General features: G+C 42.6%; 15 protein-coding genes. 12 read left to right on the top strand and 3 right to left on the bottom strand.

The window, feature by feature from the left end; genetic code table 11:
- The first annotated feature begins 38 nt into the window (after window positions 1-38).
- From OQ5_RS25110 to OQ5_RS0119460, 11 genes are all read left to right on the top strand, one after another.
- On the top strand, window positions 39-167 hold the full coding sequence (locus OQ5_RS25110; RefSeq protein WP_016779083.1) for a hypothetical protein: 129 nt from the start codon (window positions 39-41) through the stop codon (window positions 165-167).
- Complete coding sequence (locus OQ5_RS0119415) at window positions 160-450, top strand: hypothetical protein (protein WP_016779084.1); 291 nt, start codon at window positions 160-162, stop codon at window positions 448-450. The genes OQ5_RS25110 and OQ5_RS0119415 overlap by 8 nt, the downstream gene beginning before the upstream one ends.
- Window positions 451-523: 73 nt before the next feature.
- The gene (gene hisC / locus OQ5_RS0119420) at window positions 524-1,570 is read left to right on the top strand and encodes a histidinol-phosphate transaminase (RefSeq protein WP_016779085.1); all 1,047 of its coding nucleotides are present in this window, start codon (window positions 524-526) and stop codon (window positions 1,568-1,570) included.
- Between the two features lie 194 nt (window positions 1,571-1,764).
- Window positions 1,765-2,673 carry an alpha/beta hydrolase gene (locus OQ5_RS0119425; protein ID WP_016779086.1) on the top strand — a complete coding sequence of 303 codons (909 nt, stop codon included), beginning with the start codon at window positions 1,765-1,767 and terminating at the stop codon, window positions 2,671-2,673.
- A gap of 10 nt (window positions 2,674-2,683) precedes the next feature.
- Window positions 2,684-3,826, top strand: coding sequence for a bifunctional histidinol-phosphatase/imidazoleglycerol-phosphate dehydratase HisB (gene hisB / locus OQ5_RS0119430; RefSeq protein WP_016779087.1), 1,143 nt, complete (start codon window positions 2,684-2,686; stop codon window positions 3,824-3,826).
- Window positions 3,827-4,068: 242 nt separating this feature from the next.
- Window positions 4,069-4,536 carry a DUF6146 family protein gene (locus tag OQ5_RS0119435; protein WP_016779088.1) on the top strand — a complete coding sequence of 156 codons (468 nt, stop codon included), beginning with the start codon at window positions 4,069-4,071 and terminating at the stop codon, window positions 4,534-4,536.
- Between the two features lie 107 nt (window positions 4,537-4,643).
- Window positions 4,644-5,585 carry an ABC transporter ATP-binding protein gene (locus OQ5_RS0119440; protein WP_016779089.1) on the top strand — a complete coding sequence of 314 codons (942 nt, stop codon included), beginning with the start codon at window positions 4,644-4,646 and terminating at the stop codon, window positions 5,583-5,585.
- Window positions 5,582-6,928, top strand: a complete 1,347-nt coding sequence (locus OQ5_RS0119445; protein WP_016779090.1) for an ABC transporter permease — start codon at window positions 5,582-5,584, stop codon at window positions 6,926-6,928. The genes OQ5_RS0119440 and OQ5_RS0119445 overlap by 4 nt, the downstream gene beginning before the upstream one ends.
- Window positions 6,929-7,233: 305 nt before the next feature.
- The gene (locus OQ5_RS0119450; protein WP_016779091.1) at window positions 7,234-8,175 is read left to right on the top strand and encodes a Ppx/GppA phosphatase family protein; all 942 of its coding nucleotides are present in this window, start codon (window positions 7,234-7,236) and stop codon (window positions 8,173-8,175) included.
- A 10-nt stretch (window positions 8,176-8,185) separates the two neighbouring features.
- On the top strand, window positions 8,186-9,349 hold the full coding sequence (locus OQ5_RS0119455) for a sigma-54-dependent transcriptional regulator (protein ID WP_016779092.1): 1,164 nt from the start codon (window positions 8,186-8,188) through the stop codon (window positions 9,347-9,349).
- 12 nt (window positions 9,350-9,361) lie between these two features.
- Window positions 9,362-10,825 (top strand): lyase family protein, encoded by a 1,464-nt coding sequence (locus OQ5_RS0119460; RefSeq protein ID WP_016779093.1) that lies wholly within the window; start codon window positions 9,362-9,364, stop codon window positions 10,823-10,825.
- Between the two features lie 22 nt (window positions 10,826-10,847).
- On the opposite strand, the gene OQ5_RS21770 is transcribed toward OQ5_RS0119460, so the two are convergent.
- A complete protein-coding gene (locus tag OQ5_RS21770; protein WP_016779094.1) occupies window positions 10,848-11,723 on the bottom strand; it encodes a PD40 domain-containing protein in 876 nt (291 codons plus the stop codon).
- Window positions 11,724-12,195: 472 nt separating this feature from the next.
- Here OQ5_RS21770 and hydF point away from each other — a divergent pair, with 472 nt between their 5' ends.
- The gene (gene hydF / locus OQ5_RS0119470) at window positions 12,196-13,416 is read left to right on the top strand and encodes a [FeFe] hydrogenase H-cluster maturation GTPase HydF (protein ID WP_016779095.1); all 1,221 of its coding nucleotides are present in this window, start codon (window positions 12,196-12,198) and stop codon (window positions 13,414-13,416) included.
- Window positions 13,417-13,509: 93 nt separating this feature from the next.
- Here the strand turns inward: hydF and lpxA are convergent, their stop codons facing one another.
- Window positions 13,510-14,319, bottom strand: coding sequence for an acyl-ACP--UDP-N-acetylglucosamine O-acyltransferase (gene lpxA, locus OQ5_RS0119475; RefSeq protein ID WP_016779096.1), 810 nt, complete (start codon window positions 14,317-14,319; stop codon window positions 13,510-13,512).
- Window positions 14,320-14,621: 302 nt separating this feature from the next.
- Window positions 14,622-16,043: a glutamate synthase subunit beta gene (locus OQ5_RS0119480; RefSeq protein ID WP_016779097.1), complete on the bottom strand. Its 1,422-nt coding sequence runs from the start codon at window positions 16,041-16,043 to the stop codon at window positions 14,622-14,624.
- Between the last annotated feature and the right edge of the window lie 23 nt (window positions 16,044-16,066).

The raw sequence follows: 16,066 nt of genomic DNA on the forward strand, positions 1-16,066 counted from the left end.
GAAAACTTATGAATAAAGCAGGTTAAAACTGTAATAACATGAAACAAACACTTCTCATTTTCCTGATTCTGGTTGCAGTTTCATCTTCGAAAGCGCAGGATATCGCATATAAAACAGAAACCAATGTTCATTATTACGACGATGAAAAAACCCGGTCTGATGCATAATGGCATTCCCGGCACACAACCTGTTATTGATGATATGGCGCCACTTTACCATGTACGTTCTGATGCTCCGCCACTGTTACTAATAACCGGCGATCGTGAATTGGAAATGCTGGGTCGCTATGAAGAAAACGCCTATTTTTTACGCATGATGAAAGTAGCAGGACACGACAAATCAAGATTGTACGAGCTTGACGGCTACGGACATGGCATGACCGAACCTGCTTTCCCGCATTTATTAAGTGAGGTAGAACGTGTTACCAGGCTAAAAAAAGAGAAACCTTAATCACAATTAAGGTTCTATTAATTGTGTAAGATCACAAAAAACACAGTTGTTATTAACTAAATACGTTTAGTATATGAAATCCTTAGACCAGTTATTACGATCCAACATAAAGGAACTTAAGCCATACTCATCGGCACGTGACGAATACAACGGTGAAGCCGCTGTTTTTCTGGACGCGAATGAAAACCCTTTCAATTCACCATACAATCGTTACCCGGATCCACATCAGAGAGAACTAAAAGCACGGATTGCTGAAATTAAATGTTTGCCTGCCGAAAACATATTTCTTGGAAACGGAAGTGATGAAGCCATTGACATAACCATTCGCGCATTTTGTGAACCAGGGATCGACAACATTGTATCTATCTCTCCAACCTATGGAATGTATCAGGTAGCTGCCGATATCAATAATATCGAAGTCAGAAAAGTACTTCTGACGGCCGATTTCCAATTAGACACCAGGGCCATTTTTGACGCTGCTGACGAGAATACCAAAATCATATTTCTGTGTTCTCCAAACAACCCGACCGGCAACTGCTTCAGAAAAGAAGACATTGGTGAAATAATAAACACCTTCCAGGGCATCGTCATTATTGATGAGGCATACATCGATTTTGCCCCCGAAAAAAGCTGGCTGCCGGAGTTAAAAAACAATCCAAACCTGATAATATTCCAAACCTTTTCCAAAGCATGGGGAATGGCCGGAATAAGACTGGGAATGGCTTTTGCTGAAAAATCAATAATAAACGTGTTTAGCAAGATAAAATATCCCTACAATGTAAACAATCTGACTCAGAAAAAAGCGCTTGAATTATTAAACAAAAGTCAAAACATGCAGAAGTGGGTAGAAGAGCTTTTATCAGAAAAACAGAACCTGATTGCCCAACTAAAAAAAATGCCTTTTGTTCAAACAATATATCCATCCGATGCCAATTTTATATTAATAAAGACCGATGCTCCGAAAAAAATATATAATTTTCTGGTTGAAAATAAAATCATAATCCGCGACCGCTCTAATGTGGCATTGTGCGAAGGATGTCTGCGTATTACGGTGGGTACCCCGGAAGAAAACAGGAAACTGATAGAAACAATGAAACGAGCACCGGTTTCCGGGGGGTGAATTCCATCAAACCAATAATTTAGACTGATGAAACGAGCATGGAGCTTTGATTTCTCCTTCGGCTTTGCCGCTTTGTTTACAAAGAAAACTGTCAAAAAGGGCATGTATAAAGAAATAGCACGTTCCATCCGACCTCAATAAATTTTATACGGATGAAACAAGTATTGCAACTTTAAATTTTAACCAATAAAGCCATGCAAAGAGCTGTAATTTTCATGTTTATGGCCATTTTCGTGCTCAACACACAGGCACAGGACGCCATTATTCCATTATTCGAAGACTCAATACCCGGAAATAAAGTTTCCGGAACAAAGGAAAAATGGGACAGTTCGAAAAGCGGATCGCCTCTCATTTCTAACATCACAGAGCCTGAACTGTGGTGGTTCCCTGCAAGGACAGATACCGCCAGACCGGCAATAATAATTTGTCCCGGAGGAGGTTACCGCTACGAGGCTTATGAGCATGAAGGGAAACAGGTGGCAAGGTGGTTGTCGGATTTGGGTTATCAGGCCTTCGTTCTCAAATATCGTTTGCCCGACGAAAATCTTTTTTCTGAGGCCCCTTATATCCCTTTGGCAGATGCCAGGCAGGCTATTGCCCTGGTCAGAAAAATGGCCAAAAGTCTTGGTACCAATCCCGAAAAAATAGGAATTATGGGATTTTCGGCAGGTGGACACCTGGCGGCTTCTGCTTCTGCGCTCTTCAATCATGAAATCCCTTATGCTAACACCGGTGATTTGGTCCGACCGGATTTTTCTATCCTTATCTATCCTGTTATTTCCATGACAGATGAACGCACCCACCAGGGATCGAGAGAAGCACTGCTTGGTAACAACCCGTCACAGAAGCTGATCGATCTCTTTTCTCTTGAGAAACAGGTATCAGAAGAAACACCTCCCACTTTTATTCTTCACGCGGCTGACGACAGGGCAGTTCCTGCTGTTAACACAACGACTTATGCCAAAGCGCTGCGAGAGAAAAATGTAAATGTAAAAGAAATAATACTTCCTGAAGGAGGTCATGGCTTCGGGTTCAGAAAGGAAAGTCCGGCTTTCGAATGGACCACACATTTGGCTGAATGGCTTCGCAAAACAGTAAAATAGACCAATAGACATGAACACCCCGGAAAAAAAACGCATACTATTTATCGATCGTGACGGAACCATCATAAAAGAACCACCGGTCGACTTTCAGATAGACAGCCTTGAAAAGCTGGAATTTATTCCAGGAGTTATCTGTAACCTGTCCCGGATTGCAAAACATCTGGATTTCGAATTGATAATGGTGACCAATCAGGACGGGCTTGGAACTTCTTCATTCCCTGAAGAAGACTTTTGGCCGGCGCACAATAAAATGCTGAACACTTTGAAAGGTGAAGGCATAGAATTCAGTGAAATCCATATTGACCGATCATTCCCTGAAGACAATGCCCCCACAAGGAAACCACGTACCGGAATGTTAAAACAATACATTTCGGGTAATTATGACATGGAAAATTCATTTGTCATCGGAGACCGCCTGACAGATGTAGAGCTGGCCAAAAACATGGGGTGTAAAGCCATACTCATGAAAGAAAAAACAAAAGGCTTACCGCTATTGGAAAAACAAAATCTGGAAAACCATTGCGTTCTATATTCTGTCAACTGGGAAGAGATTGCCAATTTTCTCTTTATTAAAGAACGAACGGCAACAGTGGAAAGAAATACTTCAGAAACTAAAATAAAAATCAGACTTAACCTGGATGGAACAGGAAAATGCAACATCAACACAGGATTGGGCTTTTTTGACCACATGCTTGAACAGATAGGCAGGCATTCGGGATGCGACCTCGACATTATGGTTGAAGGTGATTTGCATGTTGACGGGCATCACACACTCGAGGATACTGCCCTGGCATTGGGTGAAGCGTTTAAAAAAGCCCTTGGCGACAAACGGGGTATTGAACGCTATGGTTTTTCTCTGCCCATGGACGACTGTATGGCACATGTGGCTGTTGACTTTGGTGGCCGCCCCTGGCTTGTCTGGAAGGCCAAATTTAAAAGAGAAAAAGTCGGTGATCTTCCAACCGAAATGTTCATGCATTTTTTCAAAAGTTTCTCAGATGCTGCTGCAGCAAATTTGTACATCAAAGCCAAAGGATCGAATGAGCATCATAAAATTGAAGCGATTTTCAAAGCCTTTGCACGGGCCGTTAAAGCAGCCATAAAAAAAGACCCTCTGAGTATGCAACTACCCTCCACCAAAGGAGCTTTGTAGGGTGGCACACATATTGCATAATAACCAAAGGTTTTTGTATACCATAGTCAGTTTAAAATAGCCTAAACGCAATGACGGAAAGTTATTGTTATGAGAGAGTTGTGGCATGCATTGTTGATTGCTTAAACAATTAATTATCAGACATCTATAAGAGCTTAGCGAAGTGTTGTGTATAAAAATTTGACATTACAGCGCACTTATGGTTATCTTAAATTCAAATTCCCGCATTAAACAATGATGTCATGAGAAAGAATAAAACAAATCCGCAAAACAGAGCGTTTCACCTGATAAGAGCATTTTTGATTGTAGCGCTTACGGCAAGCTTTGCTGTATCAGCCTGCAAAACCACAAAGAAAGCTGAGGCTCCTGAACAAAAAGTAAAACTTGTCGCTGAAAACGATACCACCAGCAGCAAAGATTCTACTGAATATGAATTGATTGTACTCGATCCAAAATTTGATTCCTGGCTTGCCACGCAGCCTCCAGCCAATTACTATTCGCAGCAATATTACGAAAACTGGAACCAACGTTATGTAACCGAATGGAATTACCGGCACGATAATCCCATTCATTACGGAAATTTTTATGAAACCAGAATCGACTACAGCCCAAACATTGATTACGGACTGGAGCTAAATTACAAATTGTACTATTACTTCCGCTTCATTGAACATGAATACGGAATTGTTCTTGTTCAGAGAGGAAAATAATGCAATACGGTAAGATAATCTTTTTCAAATCCATTGTCCCTATTAACAATTTCACTATTTTTGGCTGTTCAAATTCAACTTATTGTCAAACCTAAACCCATAAGTGTATGGCATTTCTTGAAGCCAGGGGGATTGTAAAGCGTTTTGCCAACCACCTGGCCCTCGACAAAGTAGACATTGATGTTCCCCGAAACAGCATTTATGGCCTGCTGGGCCCAAATGGTGCCGGAAAAACAACGCTCATCCGCATTATTAACCGTATTACCGGTCCCGATGAAGGAGAGTTGATACTTAACGGTCATCCGCTACGATCAGTAGACATCCGAAATATCGGCTATTTGCCTGAAGAGCGGGGACTTTACAAAAAAATGAAAGTCGGCGAGCAGGCAATCTATCTTGCACGGCTTAAAGGACTCTCCAGAAATGATGTTTTAAAGCGCCTGAAATACTGGTTCGAAAAATTTGAAATTCAGCCCTGGTGGGATAAAAAAGTGGAGGAACTCTCCAAAGGAATGGCCCAAAAGGTTCAATTTATCGTAACCATACTTCACGAGCCATCGCTCCTGATCTTCGATGAGCCTTTCAGCGGTTTCGATCCCATTAATGCCACCCTCCTGAAAGAAGAAATTCTGAGACTCAAAGAGAAAGGCGCTACCATTATCTTTTCCACGCATAATATGTCATCGGTTGAAGAGCTTTGCGATCACATTACACTCATTAACAATGGCAAAGCCATGATCGAAGGCCCCACTGAAGAAGTTCGCAAAAATTATCGACAAAACCTGGTTAGTATTGATTTCTCAGGTAATGCAGAAACTGTTGAGAAAATCTTAAAAGAGCAGTTTGAGCTTCATAAGTTCGAAGCGATCAACAACCACTACTCAGCCCGGGTCAAAACCGGCGAAAACCAATCGCTCAATCAGGTGCTGGATGCAATAATAGAACATTGTCACATTCACGGATGCCGGGAATTGCTTCCAAGCATGAATGATGTATTTATTCAGGTCGTGAATCAACAAAAACAATCCTCCCAAAAGCAACGGTCATGAGCAAAATATCTTTAATCATAGAACGGGAATACCTTTCCAGAGTCAGAAAGAAAAGTTTCATCATAATGTCGATCCTGGGGCCGATACTTATTGCCGCCCTGATGGTCATTCCCGCCTGGCTGGCCACGCTCGAAGACGACGAAACAAAAGTCATTGCCGTAATTGACAATACAGGGCTATATTCGGGACAAATAGAAGATACCGAACTGTTAAAATTCGAATTTCTATCAGACCATGAAGAAGATAATATACGGGAAAATTTCAAAGAATCGGGCTATTATGCTTTCCTGGTAATCTCAGACAACCTGTTGAATAACAAAAGCGCTATCCGGCTTTACAGCGATTCGCAGGTTACCATGGATGTCAAAGACCATATTGAAAGAAGCCTGAAACAGCATCTTAAAGACGCCAAACTCCGTTCATACGACATTTCCGAACTGCCTGACATCATTTCGGAACTGGAAAATATTGACGTTGATATCTCTACCGTAAAAATAGGGGCTGACGGCACGGAAAAACAAAGTTCTGCTGAGCTGACAATGATAATCAGCATGGCATTTGCCTTCATTTCGTATATGTTTATTTTCATATATGGCGGACAGGTTATGCGCGGTGTCATGGAAGAAAAGACATCACGCATAGTGGAGGTCATTGTTTCATCAGTAAAACCTTTTCAGTTAATGATGGGCAAAATCATTGGTCTCGCTATGGTTGCCCTGACACAAATTTTGCTTTGGGTTGTGCTTACTATTCTGATAGTAACCGGGGTTAAGTCTGTTTTCTTTGATAACTCGCCCATGCCTGACAGAGCCCGCGCGCAGGTAGAAATGATGCAGAATGTCGAAGCCGGAGAGGAAACTGCCCAAACCGCACCGGATTTTAATTTCGATAAGATTATGGAAATGGTCAGGAGCCTTGAGCCGATGAAAACCCTTCTTTTGTTTTTGTTTTATTTCTTCGGAGGTTATTTGCTTTACTCTGCACTGTTTGCCGCAGTAGGTGCCGCCATAGACCACGAAAGCGATCAGCAACAATTTATGCTGCCAATCACCATCCCCATTATTATCGCACTCTATGTGGCGATGATGACCTTCAGAAACCCCGGAAGCGATATTGTATTCTGGTTCAGCATGATTCCCCTTACCTCTCCTGTTGTTATGATGGCACGGGTGCCTTTCCAGGTTCCCTTGTGGGAACTGCTGCTATCTATGACATTACTTGTTGCCGGATTTATATTTACCACATGGCTGGCAGGTAAAATATACAGGACCGGAATCCTTATGTATGGGAAAAAAGTAGACTATAAAGAGCTTTGGAAATGGCTCAGGTATTCGGATAAATAGTGTCAGTCCATAAAGTACCATTTGCTGTGTTACGCTTGCCGCCAAAATACTCATTTACGAAAAGTAAACTGCGTTTTTGGCGGCTTCGCAAGCCTAACAACTGGCACTTTCTGAACAGACACTCATATTGTGAAAATTTTTGCGAGTTTATAAACGAGCACTAAATAGTATACTCTGGGCCCTCTGTGGTGCAATAATCAGCCACTGAGAGCAAAGTGAAAATTTTTTAGGAAAATGATACAGGCAATTAATAACCGGATGAATATGATTATTTGTACCTTTGAACGTACATCTCAAAAAATATTATGGAGCACAACAGAATTGCTATTATCGATCTGGGAACCAACACATTCAATCTACTTATCACAGAAATAAATCCCACTGGCACCTACCGCATCCTCCTCGAATCAAAAATTCCTGCCAAGCTGGGGAAAGGAGGTATTCATAAGTCAACCATTACACCTGAAGCAATAGAACGAGGTATTGAAGCATTAAAATCCCATCTTATAACCATCTCGGAGTTTCAGGTAGAAAGCATTTTCTGTTTTGCTACTTCTGCAATTCGATGCGCCGACAATGGACAGCTGTTCGTAAAAAAAGTAAAAGACGAACTGGGCCTTACCATACGGATTATTCAGGGAGATGAAGAAGCGCAAACCATTTTTGACGGTGTAAAACAGGTCTTTCCCCTGGACGAAGATTATGTGCTTATCATGGACATCGGAGGAGGCAGTATTGAGTTTATCATTGCCAACCGGTTTGGTGTCGCCTGGAAAAAAAGCTACGAAATTGGTGTCGCCCGTTTGCTGGAACAATTTACGCCCTCCGACCCCATCACCGAAAATGAAATAAAAGCCATCCAGAAGCACCTGAAAAAATCTCTGGAAACACTGTGTGAGGCCGCCAAACAATTCCCGGTAAAAAAACTGGTGGGATCGTCCGGTTCGTTTGATACGCTTGCAGCTCTTTTGGCCAAAAAGTTTTACCCTCTGCTTGACATGTCAAAGCTCACTTCCCTGTTTCTGGAAAACAAACGGCTGATGATTGTCCATAAAGAACTGATGACTTCCGATTCCGACCAGCGAAAAGTGATGCCGGGGATGGAACCTCACAGGGTAGACAGTATTGTTCCGGCAAGTATTATTGTTAAATTTATAATTGAAGAGCTGAAAATAAAAGAAGTATGGCAATGCTCATTCGCGCTGAAGGAAGGAGCCGTTTTGCAAATTATTTCCAGTCAATTATAAAAATTAAATTATGTCCAAAATATTAGTTATAGACGACCAAAAAAGCATACGTAATACACTCAGGGATATTCTGGAATACGAAAAGCATGAGGTAGTTCTTGCCGAAAACGGGCCGGAAGGATTGGAACATTTTGAGGCAGACAAATTCGATGCTGTATTGCTCGATATTAAAATGCCGGATATGGACGGAATGGAAGTGCTTGATAAAATGATGCAATCTTCCCCCGACACGCCCGTCATTATGATCTCTGGTCACGGAAACATCGACACAGCCGTTGAGGCCATCAAGAAAGGGGCTTATGATTTTATCGAAAAGCCACTCGATTTGAACCGGCTACTCGTAACCATCCGTAACGGACTCGACAAGAAAGAGTTGGTAAATGAAACAAAAGTGTTAAGACGCAAAGTCAGTAAGACCTATGAGATGATTGGCGAATCGGAACCCATGAAACGGGTTAAAGAAATGATAGATAAAGTGGCACCTACTGATGCGCGTGTCCTTATTACCGGACAAAACGGAACCGGTAAAGAGTTGGTGGCCCGTTGGCTCCACGAAAAAAGCAACAGAGCCGGTCAACCCTTTATTGAAGTCAATTGTGCAGCCATCCCCTCGGAACTCATCGAGAGCGAACTCTTTGGTCACGAAAAGGGAGCCTTTACTTCGGCACATAAACAGAGAAAAGGAAAATTTGAACAAGCCAACGGCGGCACCATCTTTCTCGACGAAATAGGCGATATGAGCCATGCCGCACAGGCAAAAGTGCTCAGGGCGCTTCAGGAAAATGTTATTTCGAGAGTGGGAAGTGACAAAGACATAAAAGTTGATGTTCGTATTCTCGCAGCCACCAATAAAAACCTTCAGGATGAAATAAAAGAAGGACGATTCCGTGAAGACCTTTACCACAGGCTTAGTGTCATCATCATCCATGTGCCATCGCTCAACGAACGAAAAGATGATATCCCGTTACTGACCGACTATTTTAACAATTTAATCTGCCAGGAGCTGGGTGTTCAACCAAAAACTTTTGACGAATCTGCCGTTGAAGCCTTAAAAAACATCAACTGGACAGGAAACATAAGGGAGTTTCGCAACGTCATCGAAAGACTAATTATTCTTGGTAGTGATACCATTACTGAAGAAGATGTAAAAACTTATGCCATGCCTTTGGCCTGAAAAAACAGACAGATGCGGGTTGAAGAAGATTTTCTGGGAAAGAAAGAAATAGAAGAGCAGCATCTATTCGGCATTCACTCTTTGCGTGCACGGGAAAATTTTGACAATTCCACACTGTTCCCGGTTGAATGGTATCGTGCCATAGGACTGGTGAAACTGGCATACTACAAAACTTATCGGAAATTCAGGGACACGGCAAGAGAGAAAAGTCTGCCTTCTCCCGGCGGGCACATGTGGTTGCCGGATAAAATAATTGATGCCCTCGAAAATGCTGCTGTCGAGGTTTCTGAGGGCAGGCATTTCAGTCATTTTATTGTCCCTGCCGTTCAGGGTGGTGCAGGAACCAGCATCAACATGAATGTGAACGAAATTATTGCAAATGTTGCTTTGCTGAAAACGGGACGCAAACCGGGCGATTACCACTATATTGATCCCCTTGACCACGCAAATATCTACCAATCTACCAACGATGTTATCCCCACCGCTCTTCACATCGCATTAATACAATTGACCGACAGACTGGAAAAGGCCATTAATGCCACGAGAAGCGCTATGGAGACATTAGAACAAACCTATAGAAACGAAATTCGTCAGGCCTATACCCAGATGCAAAAAGCGGTTCCTTCAACCTATGGCAATCTTTTTGCCAGTTACAGTGATGCCCTGTCACGCGACTGGTGGAGAACCTCACGCATAAAGGAACGTCTGAAAGAAGTGAATATTGGTGGAGGAGCAGCCGGAACCGGAATGGGAATACCGCGGTTCTTTATTCTTCAGGTAACAAAAGAGTTGCGAAAAATAACGGGATTGCCCCTCGCTCAATCAGAAAATATGGTCGACGCGACAATGAATAACGACGCCCTTGTAGAATCACATGCCATTCTAAAAGCACTCGCCGTTAATCTCGAAAAGATATCCGCTGACCTGAGACTTCTGGCGGCCGACCTTTTTGTCCACTCGTCGGTAAAAATTCCTCAAAAGCAAATGGGAAGCTCAATGATGCCCGGCAAAGTCAATCCTGTCATCCCGGAATTCCAGATTTCAATAAGTCACAAGGTATATGCTAACGATCAGATGATAGCGAATCTTGCAGCCAGGGGGTGCCTCGATCTTAATGCCTACCTGCCTTCCATTGGCCTGGCTTTTATAGAAAGCTTCAATCTTTTGTGCTCGGGATGTAAAAGTATGACGGAAAATTTACTCAAAGATATGAAGGTTTCTGCCAAAAATGAGCAGGATGACGTATTCAAAAATCCTTCTATCACCACTGCACTTGTTCCTTACATCGGACATAAGAAGGCCGCCCTCCTTGCACGCGACATGAAGGAATCAAACACAACCGTTTTTGAAAGCAATGGCAAACTTGCCATTTTACCTGAAGGAAAAATTCAGCGAATTTTACAACCGTCGTCACTGACAGCTAAAGGCTTTAGTCTGAAAGATATCGATCCTGAAGAAACCGGTCACTCCGACTGATCTCATCCCGGTTAACAGGCTATCATTGATTATCTTTTAATTTCTTAATGGCTGATGCTTTAATATACCAAATATCCGAAGCCCCATTACCGCCGCCCAGCAACCATCTTTTTACAGAAGTATAAGTAACCTGGTCGGGCTTACCTTTCATTGAATTGCCTGAAAACAACAGCCATTTTCCATCACCCGAAAATGCCGGACACCATTCATAGGCTGAAGTATTCACCATTCTTCCCATATTAACGGCCCGGCTCCACCCATCCTCTCGCAGAAAAGAAACATACAGATCGGCAGCGCCTATACCATTACCTCTCAGAGAACTAAATACCAATATCTTCCCGTCGGGTGAGATGGCCGGAGTCTGTTCAATTTTTTCTGTATTAACAGCAGCACCCAACTTTTGAACTTCTCCCCACGAATTGCCGTTCTTCTTTCTAACACAATAGATATCAAGTGCATCCCTTTCAAATGAAAGACTATTACTATCATAATCTGCGCAAAAATATACATTGCCAGCACTATCTACAGAAACCGACATTTCATTCCCGGAATCACTGCTAAACTCGGTTAGTTCAGGACTACTCCAACTGTCATCTTCCTGACGAAGGCACCTCCAGATATTAAAATTCCGAACTTCATCCGTTGCACTCCGCGGACGGTCGGAAACGAAATAAAGAAACCGGCCATCAGGTGAAACAAAGGGGCTTAAATCAGTATTATCTCCTCCAGAAAAGGAAGCCACTTCAGGATGACTCCAGAAGCCATCTTCAAATCGCAGCCCGACAATGACCGAAAACCTGCCCGCACCCTTCACACAATAGTAAAATTCATCTCCGCTCGAAGCCATAGTTGCATGTATCTCATTCATTCCTGTTGATATAAGCGAGGGTGCCATCATCAATGAGCTGTCTTCTGCTTTGTCAAGAAAAAAAGAAATCGGATGGAGATTCTTCGTATGTCTGACCTTTTATTACCAGACACAAATTCAGAAACATTAATAAAACAACTATTTTGATTTGCATAAAACAATAATAAAGTTTAAAACTGAGGGTTTTGGGGAGGGCACACATATAGTGCAATACTAAATTCTTACGATTAAGGCTTTCGGAAGTTTCGATTGAAATCTCCCGATAACACAAAATAATATTGGCACTACCCTTATTTTAGTGGTTAATATTTGTTGAAATGTGGTTTATAAATGTGGTTGAAATATTGTTGAAAAAAACAAAATACAAAATATAAGCTACGTTAAACTATATTTTAACTACATATAAACAAATTGCAAGTTGTCATTAAATTCGTGGTAGAACCATAATATTTAGCCTTTATCTTTGATATCTCATCGCTTTTTAATTACTTTTCAAAAAAAAATGGCCAGGGACAGACAACCATTTATAGGGATATTCGGGAGACGAAACAACGGGAAAAGTACAATCATAAACCGCCTTGCCGGTCAGGAGATCGCAATAGTATCGGACACCCCGGGAACAACAACGGACCCTGTAAAAAAATCGTTCGAAATAACCGGTTTCGGAGCAGTGGTTTTGGTCGATACTGCCGGAACTGACGATATTGGCGACCTGGGGACAAAAAGAGTCTCCAAAACATTACAGTCCATCGATCTTATTGACCTGGCAATTCTGGTTATCACAGACAATCAGTTTGATGAACAGGAACAAACCTTGATTAATGAATTCAGAAAACGGGAGGTACCCTTTATTGTTGTTCACAACAAGGAAGACCTTGGCAAAGCCGCCACGGAAACAAAAGAAAAATATCTGAAAAACGGCGCCGAAGCCTTCCTGCCTCTTTCTCACGGAGAGGATATTGAACCTCTGATTCAAGTTATACGAACCTCAATTCCTGAATCAGCCTTTTCCACCCCGACACTTGTAGGTGACATAATCAAATACGGGGACATCGTTTTACTTATAACACCCATCGACATAGAAGCACCTGCAGGACGATTAATCCTTCCCCAGGTGCAAACAATAAGAGATATTCTGGACAACGATGCCGTTTGCGTTATTTTAAAAGAAAGAGAAACAGACTCATTCCTGGCTGAGACGCATATAAAACCAGCTTTGGCAATAACCGACTCGCAGGTATTTCCAAAAGCCGATGCCTCCATCCCCAGGGATATCCCATTAACCAGTTTTAGTATACTTATGGCCCGGCTAAAAGGGGACTTTGATCATTATATGAAGGGCACACCAGCTATTTCGAATCTAAAAAATGGTGACAGAGTACTAATGCTCGAATCGTGTTCTCATCACGTTTCGTGCGACGATATAGGGAGAGTTAAAATTCCCCGGTGGATAAGAACCTATACCGGTAAAAATCTTGAGTTCGATGTAGTAGCAGGACTGGATGCTGTGAAACGTCCTATTACCGATTATGCACTGGTCATTCAATGCGGAGGTTGTATGATCACCCGCCGCCAGTTACATAACAGGCTTCGCCCCGCCATTGAGGCAGGCATCCCTGTCACCAACTATGGAATGGCTATTGCATGGGTTCATGGCATATACAAAAGAGCTATTGCACCTTTTTCGGTTGGACAAAAGGCACCATACGACGACATTATTTAGTGTCTGACCATAAACAACTTTTGCATAATTTATAGACGGACATTATTTAATCTCTGTCCATAAAAGTCTCTTTTCAGGAACAGACTCATCAATTTATGATTCCACAGAAGCAGTCTGTCCGATAGCATTTTTAACAATACCTCTTTTCGACGCTTTTATGAAAGAAATAATCTGTCCCATTTCCGGGGTTGGATCAAGATAAGCCTGCACGTATTCAATGGCTTGCGAAATATTACGGCCCTGCTGGTAAATAGCACGGTATATTTCATGAATATTATCAATTTGTTCCCTGGAAAAACCACGACGCCGTAGTCCGACAATATTAATTCCGATATAGTATACAGGAACACCAAACACTTTGGTGAAAGGAGCTACATCAGAAAGGACACCGCTCATACCGGAAACCATGGAATGTGCCCCTATCCGGCAAAACTGGTGAACAGCACTCATTCCTCCAATCACTACCCAGTCTTCCAGAACAACCTCTCCTGCAAGCTGGACGCTATTGGAAACAACGCAATGATTTCCCACTTCCACATCATGCCCCAAATGGGTGTAAGCCATCAGTAAAGTATCACTACCAACGCTGGTTACACCCCTGGCAGAGGTGCCTCTGTTTATGGTAACATATTCCCGGACAGTAGTACGATCACCAATCTCTACTGTAGAATACTCACCTTTAAATTTAAGATCCTGAGGCTCGGCCGATATCACGGCTCCGGGGTATATTTTGCATTCCCTGCCAATGCGTGCCCCGGGATATATTATTGCATTCGAACCTACCCAGGTTCCGTCGCCTATCACAACATCTTTATCTATTTTTGCAAAAGCTTCAACTGTAACATTATTCCCGATTTTTGCATCAGGATGAATTTCAGCCCTGTTCGAAATGAGTTGCTCCATCTTTTCTTCGTCTAATCTGTTTAAAAATCGGAGGCTGACATATTTTTATGACAGCCCTCTGTTATCAAATTATTAACATTTCATCAATTTTACCTTATAGATATGACAATTCAGCAAAAAAAGACACGTACGAAAAATTTCGATAAATTCAGCGCAGCTTTCAACAAAAGATGTTAACACATTAATAATCAATTAAATTCAAAATACATTTTTTTAATCATCAACACAAAAAAGCCGGCTTCTTTCAAAGCCGGCATCCAAAATAGGGGAACCAAAAAGTCAAATAACCCCTAACAAATCATTTACTTCGTCGATAAATAATCATGAACATGAAGAGCTGCCTCACGACCTTTCGATATGGCCGTTACTACAAGGCTGGCACCATTGGCTGCATCGCCGGCCGCAAAAATGCTGTCCTTCGTAGTGGCAAACTCCCCGTTGATTTTAACATTTCCGCGATTATCAAGTCCAAGTTCCAGTTCTTCCACCAGCCCCTTATGGATTGGATGAACAAACCCCATTGAGAGAAATACCAGATCAACCTCAATGGTTCTAAGAGTGTCTTCTTTTTCCTGCATAACCCATCTGCCATTGTCCTGCATCCAGTCTACCTCCACAACTTCGACGCCCTTAAGACAGCCTTTTTCGCCTATAAACCTGCGTGTAGACAAGCTCCACATACGTTCGCAGCCCTCTTCGTGCGATGTGGAAACCTTCATCACATTAGGCCAATAAGGCCATGGATTATCGGGCGTTCGTGAGACCGGCGGTTTGGGCATGATCTCAATCTGAGTTACTTTGGAAGCTTTCTGGCGGTTGGCAGTCCCGACACAATCGCTGCCGGTGTCGCCACCTCCTATAACCATAACTTTCTTTCCCCGGGCATCAATTCGTTCATCAGGAGCAAAAGTCTCTCCGCGGTTGACCTTATTCTGTTGTTTCAGGTAATCCATAGCAAAGTATATGCCCTTTAGGTCGCGTCCCTCAACAGGCAGATCCCGCGGCTGCATAGCACCAATAGCCAAAACCACAGCGTCGTATTCATTCAGAATATCAGCTCCCTTTATATCTTTTCCGACGCAGGTATTAGTTCTGAATTCGATTCCTTCTGCTTCAAAAATCCTGAGTCTTCGGTCAATGACTTTTTTGTTGAGTTTAAAATCCGGTATTCCGTACCGCAAAAGTCCCCCAATGGCATCATCCTTCTCAAAAACAGTGACATTGTGCCCCCTCTGATTCAACTGATCGGCAACAGACAATCCTGAAGGCCCCGAACCAATGACAGCCACCTTTTTCCCTGTCCTCTTTTTCGGAGGGCGTGGTTGAATTAAACCAAGCTTAAACGCCTTTTCAACTGTTGAAGCTTCATTTTCACGTATGGTAACCGCCTCATCATGAATAGCCAGCACACATGATTTCTCGCAGGGTGCAGGACAAACACGGCCGGTAAACTCAGGAAAACTGTTTGTAGAATGTAATATTTCACTGGCAAGCTTGTAATCCTTACGGTAAAGAGCATCCTGCCATTCCGGAATTTTACTACCTACCGGGCATGCCCAATGGCAAAAGGGGATACCACAGTCCATACACCGCGATGCCTGTAACCGGCGATCCTCATCATTCAGGGTTTGCTCCACTTCACCATAATCATCAACCCGCTCATTAACAGGACGATTTCCACTCAATTTTCTCTGAACTTCTATGAATCCTCTTGGATCTCCCATAGCTAATAACCATTATATGACTT

The sequence above is a fragment of the Anaerophaga thermohalophila str. Valhall genome, assembly GCF_000250735.1.
Lineage (GTDB): Bacteria > Bacteroidota > Bacteroidia > Bacteroidales > Marinilabiliaceae > Anaerophaga > Anaerophaga thermohalophila_A.

Coding starts and splice junctions, on each gene's coding strand:
- OQ5_RS25110 (WP_016779083.1), top strand. CDS start 39: ATGAAACAAACACTTCTCATTTTCCTGATTCTGGTTGCAGTTTCATCT.
- OQ5_RS0119415 (WP_016779084.1), top strand. CDS start 160: ATGCATAATGGCATTCCCGGCACACAACCTGTTATTGATGATATGGCG.
- hisC (WP_016779085.1), top strand. CDS start 524: ATGAAATCCTTAGACCAGTTATTACGATCCAACATAAAGGAACTTAAG.
- OQ5_RS0119425 (WP_016779086.1), top strand. CDS start 1,765: ATGCAAAGAGCTGTAATTTTCATGTTTATGGCCATTTTCGTGCTCAAC.
- hisB (WP_016779087.1), top strand. CDS start 2,684: ATGAACACCCCGGAAAAAAAACGCATACTATTTATCGATCGTGACGGA.
- OQ5_RS0119435 (WP_016779088.1), top strand. CDS start 4,069: ATGAGAAAGAATAAAACAAATCCGCAAAACAGAGCGTTTCACCTGATA.
- OQ5_RS0119440 (WP_016779089.1), top strand. CDS start 4,644: ATGGCATTTCTTGAAGCCAGGGGGATTGTAAAGCGTTTTGCCAACCAC.
- OQ5_RS0119445 (WP_016779090.1), top strand. CDS start 5,582: ATGAGCAAAATATCTTTAATCATAGAACGGGAATACCTTTCCAGAGTC.
- OQ5_RS0119450 (WP_016779091.1), top strand. CDS start 7,234: ATGGAGCACAACAGAATTGCTATTATCGATCTGGGAACCAACACATTC.
- OQ5_RS0119455 (WP_016779092.1), top strand. CDS start 8,186: ATGTCCAAAATATTAGTTATAGACGACCAAAAAAGCATACGTAATACA.
- OQ5_RS0119460 (WP_016779093.1), top strand. CDS start 9,362: ATGCGGGTTGAAGAAGATTTTCTGGGAAAGAAAGAAATAGAAGAGCAG.
- OQ5_RS21770 (WP_016779094.1), bottom strand. CDS start 11,723: ATGATGGCACCCTCGCTTATATCAACAGGAATGAATGAGATACATGCA.
- hydF (WP_016779095.1), top strand. CDS start 12,196: ATGGCCAGGGACAGACAACCATTTATAGGGATATTCGGGAGACGAAAC.
- lpxA (WP_016779096.1), bottom strand. CDS start 14,319: ATGGAGCAACTCATTTCGAACAGGGCTGAAATTCATCCTGATGCAAAA.
- OQ5_RS0119480 (WP_016779097.1), bottom strand. CDS start 16,043: ATGGGAGATCCAAGAGGATTCATAGAAGTTCAGAGAAAATTGAGTGGA.